Source organism: Pseudomonadota bacterium, from assembly GCA_016195085.1.
Lineage (GTDB): Bacteria > Pseudomonadota > Alphaproteobacteria > SHVZ01 > SHVZ01 > JACQAG01.
Genome location: JACQAG010000061.1, coordinates 62,117 through 72,561, shown reverse-complemented (window position 1 = coordinate 72,561; position 10,445 = coordinate 62,117). Strand labels below are relative to the sequence as shown.

General features: G+C 65.8%; 14 protein-coding genes. 8 read left to right on the top strand and 6 right to left on the bottom strand.

Going from position 1 to position 10,445, the window contains the following annotated elements; genetic code table 11:
- Positions 1 to 173 precede the first annotated feature (173 nt).
- Complete coding sequence (gene rpmB, locus HY058_18255; protein MBI3499242.1) at positions 174 to 476, bottom strand: 50S ribosomal protein L28; 303 nt, start codon at positions 474 to 476, stop codon at positions 174 to 176.
- A gap of 218 nt (positions 477 to 694) precedes the next feature.
- Between rpmB and HY058_18250 the strand changes: the two genes are divergently transcribed.
- The 3 genes from HY058_18250 to HY058_18240 are packed head-to-tail and all read left to right on the top strand — an operon-like array spanning position 695 to position 1,874.
- A complete protein-coding gene (locus HY058_18250) occupies positions 695 to 949 on the top strand; it encodes a hypothetical protein (protein MBI3499241.1) in 255 nt (84 codons plus the stop codon).
- 5 nt (positions 950 to 954) lie between these two features.
- Positions 955 to 1,293: a DUF2384 domain-containing protein gene (locus HY058_18245; protein ID MBI3499240.1), complete on the top strand. Its 339-nt coding sequence runs from the start codon at positions 955 to 957 to the stop codon at positions 1,291 to 1,293.
- Positions 1,290 to 1,874 (top strand): RES family NAD+ phosphorylase, encoded by a 585-nt coding sequence (locus HY058_18240; protein MBI3499239.1) that lies wholly within the window; start codon positions 1,290 to 1,292, stop codon positions 1,872 to 1,874. The genes HY058_18245 and HY058_18240 overlap by 4 nt, the downstream gene beginning before the upstream one ends.
- A gap of 31 nt (positions 1,875 to 1,905) precedes the next feature.
- Here HY058_18240 and HY058_18235 read toward each other — a convergent pair whose 3' ends face one another.
- The gene (locus tag HY058_18235) at positions 1,906 to 2,283 is read right to left on the bottom strand and encodes a type II toxin-antitoxin system prevent-host-death family antitoxin (protein MBI3499238.1); all 378 of its coding nucleotides are present in this window, start codon (positions 2,281 to 2,283) and stop codon (positions 1,906 to 1,908) included.
- Positions 2,280 to 2,537, bottom strand: a complete 258-nt coding sequence (locus HY058_18230; protein MBI3499237.1) for a type II toxin-antitoxin system RelE/ParE family toxin — start codon at positions 2,535 to 2,537, stop codon at positions 2,280 to 2,282. Before HY058_18230 ends, HY058_18235 begins: the two co-directional genes overlap by 4 nt.
- A gap of 60 nt (positions 2,538 to 2,597) precedes the next feature.
- Here HY058_18230 and HY058_18225 point away from each other — a divergent pair, with 60 nt between their 5' ends.
- Entirely contained in the window at positions 2,598 to 2,789 is a 192-nt protein-coding gene (locus HY058_18225; GenBank protein ID MBI3499236.1) for a hypothetical protein, read from the top strand.
- 81 nt (positions 2,790 to 2,870) lie between these two features.
- Here HY058_18225 and meaB read toward each other — a convergent pair whose 3' ends face one another.
- On the bottom strand, positions 2,871 to 3,890 hold the full coding sequence (meaB, locus tag HY058_18220; GenBank protein ID MBI3499235.1) for a methylmalonyl Co-A mutase-associated GTPase MeaB: 1,020 nt from the start codon (positions 3,888 to 3,890) through the stop codon (positions 2,871 to 2,873).
- A 229-nt stretch (positions 3,891 to 4,119) separates the two neighbouring features.
- Between meaB and HY058_18215 the strand changes: the two genes are divergently transcribed.
- Complete coding sequence (locus tag HY058_18215) at positions 4,120 to 4,611, top strand: YbaK/EbsC family protein (protein MBI3499234.1); 492 nt, start codon at positions 4,120 to 4,122, stop codon at positions 4,609 to 4,611.
- Here the strand turns inward: HY058_18215 and HY058_18210 are convergent.
- Positions 4,608 to 5,222, bottom strand: a complete 615-nt coding sequence (locus HY058_18210) for a methylphosphotriester-DNA--protein-cysteine methyltransferase family protein (GenBank protein ID MBI3499233.1) — start codon at positions 5,220 to 5,222, stop codon at positions 4,608 to 4,610. The genes HY058_18215 and HY058_18210 overlap by 4 nt on opposite strands.
- Before the next feature lie 175 nt (positions 5,223 to 5,397).
- Here HY058_18210 and HY058_18205 point away from each other — a divergent pair, with 175 nt between their 5' ends.
- The 3 genes from HY058_18205 (at position 5,398) to HY058_18195 (ending at position 8,132) form a co-directional block, all read left to right on the top strand.
- Positions 5,398 to 6,654: an MFS transporter gene (locus HY058_18205; GenBank protein MBI3499232.1), complete on the top strand. Its 1,257-nt coding sequence runs from the start codon at positions 5,398 to 5,400 to the stop codon at positions 6,652 to 6,654.
- 117 nt (positions 6,655 to 6,771) lie between these two features.
- Positions 6,772 to 7,341: a helix-turn-helix transcriptional regulator gene (locus HY058_18200; protein ID MBI3499231.1), complete on the top strand. Its 570-nt coding sequence runs from the start codon at positions 6,772 to 6,774 to the stop codon at positions 7,339 to 7,341.
- 47 nt (positions 7,342 to 7,388) lie between these two features.
- Positions 7,389 to 8,132 carry a class I SAM-dependent methyltransferase gene (locus HY058_18195; protein MBI3499230.1) on the top strand — a complete coding sequence of 248 codons (744 nt, stop codon included), beginning with the start codon at positions 7,389 to 7,391 and terminating at the stop codon, positions 8,130 to 8,132.
- A gap of 102 nt (positions 8,133 to 8,234) precedes the next feature.
- On the opposite strand, the gene HY058_18190 is transcribed toward HY058_18195, so the two are convergent.
- Positions 8,235 to 10,445, bottom strand: a complete 2,211-nt coding sequence (locus HY058_18190) for a primosomal protein N' (protein ID MBI3499229.1) — start codon at positions 10,443 to 10,445, stop codon at positions 8,235 to 8,237.

Genomic DNA, 10,445 nt, shown 5'->3' with positions numbered 1-10,445 from the left:
TTGTGGTGCCAGCCGCAAACAGCGGCGACCGGATGTGAGGTTCCACGGCATCGACGCCGTGGCTGACAACAGGCTCGCTCCAGGATCTAAAAGACGGAGAGCCAAATGACCCCTTGACGACAACACCCTCATGTGAGCCCGGGCATGACGTAAGAGGAAGGGCTGCGGCCGCCTTAAGCGGCCTTCGCCTCGCGCTTGGCCTTGGCGCGCTGGACGCGGCGCTTCAGGCGAATGGCGGCGTCCGGCAGCTTGGTATCGGAGGTGTCGAGGAGGAAGGCATCGAGTCCGCCGGAATGCTCGATGGTGCGGATCGCGTGGGTCGTCAGGCGCAAGCGCACGAGCTGGCCCAGCACATCGGAGAGCATGGTCGTGTCCTGCAGGTTGGGCAGGAACCGGCGCTTGGTCTTGTTGTTGGCGTGGCTCACATTGTTGCCAACCAGCACACCTTTGCCGGAGATCGCGCAGCGTCGGGCCATGGCGGAGATCCAATATCAAAAAGCCGCCGGAAGACCCTCCGGACGGCAAGAGGCCGGGTTGTAGGGCAGGGCGGCCGGGCAGTCAAGCAATGGCGGAAAGTACGTCTACGGCTCGGCAGTTGGTGGTTGAGGATGCCAAGCGAGCTTGATGGCGACGTTTACATTACATATAATAGCTATCATGAAACGAAAACGTCAATATGCGTCAAGATATGAGAATGAACGCTAAGATGTTGCCATTGCCTGGAATTCAAGGGCCGCGACAGCCGGTTGCCCACTATCTCCGGCTCGGCCATACGGGCGGCCTGATACAGCAGATTGCGCATTGCGCCATCGAGTATGGTGTCGACGCGATTTTGGCGCCGGGCGATTTTCTACGGCAAGGGCATCGCGACCAATGGCTCGAGGTTGATCGCAGCGCCTGCATTGCATTGCGCAATGTGCTTGATCGCGAACGTCGAGGCGAGATGTGACCGCCATGCAGAGTGCTGTTGCTAGATACATTGATGAACTGCGTGAGGTTGGAGGTCTAAAGGGCACCGACATCGCAAACATCGCGGACGTATCAACCGCGACGGTTTCGCGATGGTCACACGGGAAGGCCAACCCGCAGCCGCGAACGCAACTGGTTTTATCTGATTTGCACTACATAGTTGGACGACTACGGGAATATTACACGGCCGAGGAAATTCGAATTTGGCTCTTCTCAAGACATCCGCAGCTCAACGGTGAAAGAGCAATTGATCTCATCAACGCTGGCAAGTCGGAAGAAGTACTCGGCATTCTAGATCGGCTGGATTCAGGCGCATACCTTTGAGACAAGGCCCCCGTCGTAAAGTTCGGGACAACGTCCTCTACGACGCAATCGAAGCTTCGAAGGCCGAGAGATTCGACGACGACATTTGGCGCGCGGTGCGCGCGGATCGCGATCCTCTCCGCGGATCATCATCTGGAGGCCGTTGGGACGACGGCACGTTTGAGGTGCTCTATGCGTCCCTTGAAGCTGATGGCGCCTTAGCGGAGATGTACTTCCACTTGATGCGAGGCCAACCGGTTTTTCCATCTCGGATGCAATTTTGCCTATACAAATTGCGAGCAAAATTGCGTCGCGCATTACGTCTCTCGGACCTAGGAAAGCTCGCCACACTTGGCGTAGACATCACCAAATACGGCTCTCTCGAATACCTTCGCCGACACGACGAGTACTCACGTACGCAGGAAATTGCCGAGATTGCCCATTTCCTCGATTTTGATGGGGTGATCGTTCCAAGCGCTCGGTGGAAATGCCGAAATCTGGTGCTATTTACGGATCGTGTTCCTCCAGACGCCCTGAATGTCGCAGAGAAGCTGCATCCTATTGACTGGGCTCAATGGAAGAGCCGTACCCAAGCAAGCTGAGTTGTGCCTGTCGAAGCCAGGCCCGAACCTCCTATGACTTCGTCGAATTGAGCCAGATTGTGTCCGCATCGACATCGAGCGCCTTGCCGAGTTTTGCCAGCAGCTTGCGGCCGGCGCGGCGCTGGCCGCGCTCGATCTGGGAGATGTAAACCGCGCTGGTGCCGCTTGCCTTGGCAAGCTTGGCTTGGGTCAAGCCTCGGTGCTCGCGTAGAGCCTTGAGCGGGTGGCCGCCGCCGAGGATCGCGGCCAGCACTGAATCGGGAAAGGTCTCCGTCGGGCGCTTCAGGAACGCCCGCACCGCCGCCGCATCGGCGCGGTCCTCCAGCGCCGACTCGATGCGCCGCCATTCGTCGATCGAGATCACGACGAAGGCGGCCTTGCCGCCCTGTGTGATGATCTGCCTCGTCATTCGTAGACCTCGCTGCGGTGTCCGACCTTGACCACGAGAACGGTCAACACCTGCCGGTTCAGAACATAGACGACGCGCCAGTCGCCGACGCGCAGCCGATAGCCCTCCATGCCCGTCAGCTTCTTGATGTTGTTATTCGGCACCGAGGGATCGGCTGCGAGCGCTAGAATTTTCGAGCGAATGCGCCTTGCGATCGTCCGATCCATCCGGCTCAATGTCTTCAAGGCGTCGGCCGCGTAGGCTACCGACCACATGGCTTCATATAGGGATTTGCATTAGCTGCGTAAAGCAAATTGCTTTAGTAATAGGAGAGGATGAAAGGCGCGGCGCCGCAGGAATCCGAAGACCGTCGCCAGTTTCAGGCGATGCTGCGCGAGGCAGAGGCCGAGGCGAACCGCGACGGCGCGCTGGACTGCAACAGCGTCCTAGCCGAAGTCGACGCGGCGATCGAGGCCCAGCATCAGCAAAGCACCCGTGATCGGCCGGAGGCATTGCGCGACCTCTGACCGCGGCGCATCCACAGTCCCAGCGTCCCGGTCCCGGCGCACGCGCAGGGAGGGACGGGCTTGGACTGCATCCTTCCGCGCCTATCGCTGGCTCTTGCCGCCGCCCCGGAAAATCCCCAGGAGTTCCCCCGCAGCCGCCGCCGGACTCATGGTGCCGCGCGCCACCTCGGCCTCGAGTGCCGCGATGCGATGGTTCACGGCGGGATCCGTCTTGAAGGCGGCTAACAAGCCATCTTCCACCTCCCGCCACATCCAGCGCTTGGCCTGATCGGCGCGGCGTAGCGCGAGCTGAGCGGGACCGATGGTCTTGCGGTAGCGGCCGATCATCTGCCAGATCTCGGCGAGCCCCGCTTCCTCGCGCGCCGAGCACAAGAGCACCTCCGGGCGCCAGCGCCCGTCGCCTTGCGAGCCGAGGATGCCGAGCGCTCCCTTGTAGTCGGCCGCCGCCCGCTCGGCGGCGGCTTTGAGATCGCCGTCGGCCTTGTTGACGATGAGCGCGTGGGCGAGCTCGACGATACCCTTCTTCAAGCCTTGCAGCTCGTCGCCGCCGCCCGGCGCCAGCAGCAACAGGAACATGTCGGTCAAATCGGCGACGTCGGTCTCCGACTGGCCGACACCGACGGTCTCGACCATGACCACATCGAAGCCGGCGGCCTCCACCACATGCACCGCCTCGCGGGTGCGCCGGGCGACACCGCCCAATGCGCCCGAGGTCGGCGAGGGCCGGATGAAGGCCGACGGGTTGCGCGAGAGCTCCGGCATCCTTGTCTTGTCGCCCAGGATCGAGCCGCGGCTGATCTCCGAGGAGGGATCGACCGCCAGCACCGCCACTTTCAGCCCCTGGCGCACGAGGTAGAGCCCGAAGGCCTCGATGAAGCTCGACTTGCCGACCCCAGGCGCTCCCGAGATGCCAAGCCGGATGGAGCCTCCGGTCGATGGCAGCAGGGCTTCGATGAGCCGTTCGGCCCGCGTGCGATCGTCGGTCCGGGTCGACTCGACCAAGGTGATCGCCCGGGCCAGCGCGCGCCGCTCGCCGGTGATGACCGATTGGGCGAGCGCGGCGATCGCATCGGTGCCGGCTGGGTCGGGTGAGGCCGCCATGGGGATTTAGTACCTGCGCTTATCGATTCGCGCCACTGGCGCCTACAAAAAGATTCACCACGGAGACACGGAGGGCACCGAGAAGAAATGTCCTCGGCGCTTCGCGCCAGAAATGATCAACTCTTCCTCCGTGCCCTCCGTGTCTCCGTGGTGAAATCCTCTTCTTCCAAATCGCACGCGGACAATGGCATGGTCCGCCGCCACGCATTCAGCAAAGGGATCGGCAACGATGGTGGGAGCTCTGAAACCAGCCGCACAGCGGGTGCAGGATCTGCTGGCCGGGCGCGGCTTTTCAAACACGGTGGTCGAGCTGCCGGATTCGACCAGAAGTGCGGCCGAGGCCGCCGCCGCCATGGGCTGCCGGGTGGAGGAGATCGTGAAGAGCCTCATTTTCCGCGCCAAGCCCAGCAACCGCGCGGTCCTGGTGATCGCCTCGGGGGGCAACCGGGTGGACGAAGCCAAGGTCGCGAGCGTGATCGGCCAGGCGATCGGCAAGGCGGATGCCGCCTTCGTGCGCGAGCGCACCGGCTTTGCCATCGGCGGCGTCGCCCCCATCGGCCATTCCGAGCCGCCGATCACCGTCATCGATCGCGATCTCTTGGCGCTCACCCGGCTCTACGCTGCCGCCGGCACGCCCAATGCCGTCTTCCCCCTCACCCCCGACGAGCTCGTCCGCATGACCGACGGGCGCGTGGCCGATGTGCGTCTGGAGAAGGCCTAAGCCGTCGTCCGCTGGGCAGCACGGTCCCGCGGAAGGCTGAGGCTCATCGGCTGACGCCGCTGGCGGCGGATGGAGGAGGGCGGCCGCCGGTAGACCTCGGCGAAGACGGCGTTGAAGCGCCTGAGGCTGCCGAAGCCGGCGCGGAGCGCCACCTCGGCGATGGTGAGCCGGGTTTCGTCCAAGAGCCGCTTGGCGCGCTGCACCCTGGCCGTACGCGCCATCTCAGTCGGGCTGGCGCCGAGATGTTTGCGGAAGAGGCGCGAGAGCTGCCTTGCCCCGATGCCGACACGCGCCGCCAGCGCTTCGACCGAGCCGTCACCGAGGGCGTGGTTTTGAATGAGCCGGCTCGCGCGCTCGACGATGGCGCGCGAGCCCTTCCAGGCCGGGCTGAAGGGTGCGGTCTCCGGCCGGCAGCGCAAGCACGGTCGAAAGCCCGCCGCCTCCGCCGCCGCCGCGGTGGGATAGAAGCGCACATTCTCCGGTCGCGCCGGCTTCACCGGGCAGACCGGGCGGCAATAGATCCGCGTGGTCCTGACGCCGGTGAAGAAGCGGCCGTCATAGCCGTGATCGCGCCGCTGACGGGCGGCTTCGCATTCCGCGTGGTCGAGCATCACCCACCATCATCGCCGGCTTCGGCGCATCCGCAACCCTTCTCTGGGGGTGGACTATGGGAGGGGGTGAGGATCACCCCCTCCCCAACCCTCCCCGCGGACGACCGCGTCCGATTCCGGCGAGCATGCGGCTTCGTCGCGATGCTATCCAGAATGCGCCATCAAGGTCGAGGCGATGACGACGATCGAAGAGCGAGACATAGGCAAAGTCTTCTTCGGCTGGAAGGTGGTGGCCGCCGCCTTCGCGGTTGCCGCCTATGGCTGGGGCCTCGGCTTCTACGGGCCGTCGGTGTTCCTCTATGCGCTGCATGAAAGCCGGGGATGGCCGGTCTCCGTCATTTCGATGGCGATCACCGCCCACTACATCGTGGGCGCCGGGATCATCGCCTATTTGAGCGATATCCATCGCCGGCTCGGCCTCGTATGGACGACCCGCCTCGGCGGCGCGGCACTGGCGCTCGGCATGCTCGCCTGGTCCTTGGCCGCAGCGCCTTGGCAGCTCTTCGCGGCCATTCTCCTCACCAGCATGGGTTGGGCTGCGACTAGCGGGGCGGCGATCAATGCCATCGTCGCACCCTGGTTCGAGGCGAGGCGGGCAGCGGCCCTCGGCCATGCTCTCAACGGCGCCAGCTTCGGCGGCTTGGTGCTGGCGCCGGTGTGGATGCTCTTGATAAACCGCCTGGGCTTGGTGCCGGCGACACTCACTATGGTGCTGCCGCTGCTGCTCGCCTTGTGGTGGCTCTCCGGTCGCTATCTCGGCCGGACGCCGGAGGCGCTGGGCCTCGCCCCCGACGGCAAGGATTCGAGCCTCCACTCGAGCCAGCGGAGCCAACCGACGCCGAAGCCGGCACTCCTGACGCGCGCCCAGCTTCTGCGCATGCCGCGCTTTCTCACCATGTCGGGCACCTTCGCCCTCGGCCTCTTTGCGCAGGTCGGGCTGGCGGCGCATCTGGTGACCCTGCTGGCGCCGCGTTTGGGCGAGGCCGGAGCGGCGGCCTCCTTGAGCTTAATCACCGGCTGCGGCATCGGCGGACGATTGCTGCTGGGCGAATTGATCGGCGCCGCCGATCGCCGCCTGGTGACCGCCGCCAATCTCTTCGTGCAAGCTTGCGGCGTCAGCCTGGTCGCGGCGGCGGATGGCGCGCCCATGGTGGTGGCAGGCTGCATTCTTTTCGGCCTCGGCTTCGGCAATCTGGTGACGCTGCCGCCCTTGATGGCGCAGGCGGAATATGAGCGGGCGCAGGTGCAGCGGGTGGTGGCGCTCTTGACCGCGATCAACCAGGCGGTCTTCGCCTTTGCGCCGGGGACCTTCGGCGTGCTTCGCGATTGGACCGGCGGCTATACGGCACCGCTGGTGCTGGCGGTGTCGCTGCAACTCGCCGGCGTCCTCCTGGTGCTGGCGGGGCGGCGCCACCTTCACATGAAGCTGTAGGGATCGATATCGACCGCGCGCCCGTTGCGGGACGAATGCACACAGGCCGACTTGCGCCAAGCTCGCATCCGGGCCGAGTGGCTGGAGCAAAGGCGGCCGCCGGGTTAGCCTGCCGCCATGAGACATCCTGGACAGGTTTTCCGGCGCATGCGACAGCTGCGAGGCCTCAAACAGAGCCATGTGGCCGAGTTGTTTGGCGTTTCCCAAGCCACCATCTCGCGCTGGGAGACCGGTACGCTCGCCCTCTCCGAGGATGCAAGAGCGGCGATGGCTCGCCTTATCGCGCCCTATCCTTCGGCGGACCGCGCGCTGAAGCGCCTGGTGGAGGCGGCCTCGATACCGGTCCACCTCGTTTGCGATGCAACGCATATTCTCCTCGCCGCGTCGCCTGCCCGCACGGTCTCCTGGCGCGGATCTGCATCCTCCTTCATCGGTCGTTCGCTTTGGCGCTACGCCTCACCCGCAATTCAGACCATGGAGGCCAGACTCCCAGAACTCGGTTGGCAAGACGTCGCAACGCCGGCACTGGCTTTCTGGACGGGCCGGAATAATGACCAGGAGGTGCCGATAGCGCCCGGCCTCATTCTTTGGGAACGCATCCGGCTCGAAGGCGGCCGTGAGGCGCGGTTGGTCAGTACCGTCCCGGATCTGCCCCCACATGCCAAGCTCGTGGATCCGGCTGCATAATTTATGCGTGGCGGTATCACCGCGCGATCGGATAGCCGACGGAGACAATGATCGATTTCTCTCGCTTCGACGCACGCCATTACCCGACCGTCCCGGTCCGCGAAGGTTATGAGGCTTGGGCGCCAACCTATGAGGCAACCGTGCTGGACCTCATGGACCTTCGGCTCGCCGACCGTCTCCGAAGCATCGAATGGTCCAAGGTCGCGCGCGCCCTAGACCTCGCGTGCGGCACTGGACGGAGCGGAGCCTGGCTGAGGGCTCAAGGCGTGGCCGCCGTCGATGGGATCGACCTCACGCCAGCCATGCTCGATCGGGCCCGCAGTCGTGGCGTCTATCGGAGCTTGCTGGTCGGGGATGTGAGAGCCGTGGATCTCCCCGATGCCGGGTATGATCTCGTCACCCAATTCCTGGCGGACGAACATCTTCCAAGTCTGCTCCCCCTCTATCGCGAGGCTGCGCGTCTGACGCACACCGGCGGGCAATTCGTGCTCGTGGGGTACCATCCCTGGTTCCTCATGGCCGGGATACCCACCCATTTTGACCAGAGCCCGGGGCGCCCGGTAGCGATCGAGAGCTACGTCCATCTGTTTAGTGAGCATGTCAGCGCTGCCGGCGCGGCAGGCTGGCGTCTGGCCGAGATGGAGGAAGCCCTCATCGATACTGCATGGCTGGAGGCGAAGCCCAAGTGGGCTATATATCGCGACCGCCCGATTAGCTTCGCCATGGTGTGGGGCAAGCCTGTCGTCCCGAAGGTCGAGCCCTCACCGTCTTGCTCAAAGGCGCAAGGATAGGTCTCCGCGCTCGGGCGCTCATGGCGAGCGTGACTGATCGCGAACAATCAGGCGGTTTTTGCCTTCTCACCGGGCACCTTCGGCGTGCTCCGTCGCCGGCGCTCACATGAAGCTGTAGGGATCGATATCGACGGCGACGCGCACGCTGCCGGGCACCTTGACCTGGGCCAGCCAGGCTTGCACCAGGGGCTGCACGCGGACGTTCCTCGGTGCCTTCAACAAGAGCCGATGCCGGTGCCGGCCGCGCAGCAAGGAGAGAGGGGCCGGCGCCGGCCCGAGCACGCTCACACCATCGCCGCGGGGCGCCTTCTGGCCCAGCAAGCGGGCGGTGCGGATGACGGCATCGACGTCATGGCCGGAGATGATGAGGGCCACCAGCCGGCCGAAGGGCGGCATGCACGCTGCTTCGCGGGACTGCGTTTCGGCTTCGATGAAACGGTCGCGGTCGCCGGCGATGAGGGCGGCGATCACCGCCTCGCCCGGCTGATAGGTCTGCATCAGCACGCGCCCCGGGCGTTCGGCGCGCCCGGCACGGCCGGCGACTTGGTGCAGGAGCTGATAGGTGCGCTCGCTGGCGCGGAGATCGCCGCCGGCAAGCCCAAGATCGGCATCGACCACGCCCACCAGGGTCAGCATGGGGAAGTTGTGGCCCTTGGCCACCATCTGGGTCCCGATGACGATGTCGACCTCGTGCTCGCGGATCGAGCGCACGATCTCGGCCGCCTCGGCCGGCCCGCCGATGGTGTCGCTCGCCATGACCGCCAGCCGTGCCGCCGGCGCCAGCGCCCGCATCTCCTCCGCCAGACGCTCGACCCCGGGCCCGCAGGCGGCAAGCGAGCCTTCGGCGCCGCAAGCCGGGCATTGCAGGGGCAGCCTCTCCATGCGGCCGCAATGGTGGCATTGCAGCCTGCCGGCCAGCCGGTGCTCCACCAGCCAGGTCGAGCAATTGGGGCAGTTCAGGCGATGGCCGCAGGTCCGGCAGAGCGTCAGCGGCGCATAGCCGCGGCGATTGAGGAAGAGCATCGCCTGCTCGCCCTGGGCCAGCGTGTCGGCCACGGCCTGGCGGAGGGGCGGCGACAGGAATTGGGTTGCCGGCATGCGGATGCCGCGCATGTCGATGGCTTCGATCGTGGGGAGCGACGCGCCGGCGTGGCGATCGGGCAGGCCAAGGCGCCGATAGCGCCCGCTCTCGACATTGACCAGGCTTTCCAAGGACGGCGTGGCCGAGCTCAGCACCACCGGATGCTGGCCCAATTGCGCTCTGACGATCGCCATGTCGCGGGCGTGGTAGATGACGCCGTCCTCCTGCTTGAAGGCGCCATCGTGCTCTTCATCGACGACGATGAGCCCCAGCTCCGGATAGGGGAGGAAGAGGGCCGAGCGGGCGCCGACCACGACCCTGGCCACCCCTTCGGCCACCGCCCGCCAGGTCACGCGCCGCTCCGCCTGGGTCAGATCGGAATGCCAGGCGGCCGGTGCGACGCCGAACCGGCTCTCGAAGCGGGCGAGCCATTCGGCCGAGAGCGCGATCTCCGGCAGCAGCACCAGCGCCTGCTTGCCTTGGGCGAGGGCGGCGGCGATCGCCTCGAAATATACTTCGGTCTTGCCGCTGCCGGTGACGCCATCGAGGAGAGTGACGGCAAAGCCGGGCCTGTCGAGGAGCAGGCGCAACGCGGTGGCCGCCGCTTCCTGGTCGGCCGATAGGGTGGGGCCGGGGTGGCGCCAATCCGGCTCGCGGAAGGAAGGCGGCGGCGGCAGCTCGACGGCTTCGAGCTGGTGCAGCGCCACCAGTCCTTTGACGACCGAGGTACCGACTCCGGCCTCCCGCGCAATCTCGCCCATCGGCCGGGGCGGGCCGTCGGCCAGGAGCGCCAGCACGCGGCGTCTGGCCGGCGTCACGGTCATGGTGCCGGGCGGCTCATCGGTCCGGCGATAGGCCAGGATCGGCCGCTTCGGCTCGAGCGCTGCCGACACGCTCATCGCCATGCGCAAGACCGCACCGGGCGGGCTCACCGTGTACTGCGCCACCCAATCGACGAAACGCCGCTGCACCTGGGAGAGCGGCGGCACGTCGAGCCGGTCGATGATCGCCTTCAGGCGGGCGACCGGCACCTCGCCGCTGGCCTCGCCCCAGACCACGCCCAGGAACTCATTCGGACCCAAGGGAGCGGCGACGAAATCGCCGGGCTCGAGCGCCAGCTCCGGCGGCACCAAATAGTCGTAAGCGCCGGCGAGCGGCAGCGGCAGGAGCACGCTCACACGGCGCTGCCCCATCTCCGACTCGGTCGCATCTCTGGCGTCTTCTGCCGTCAT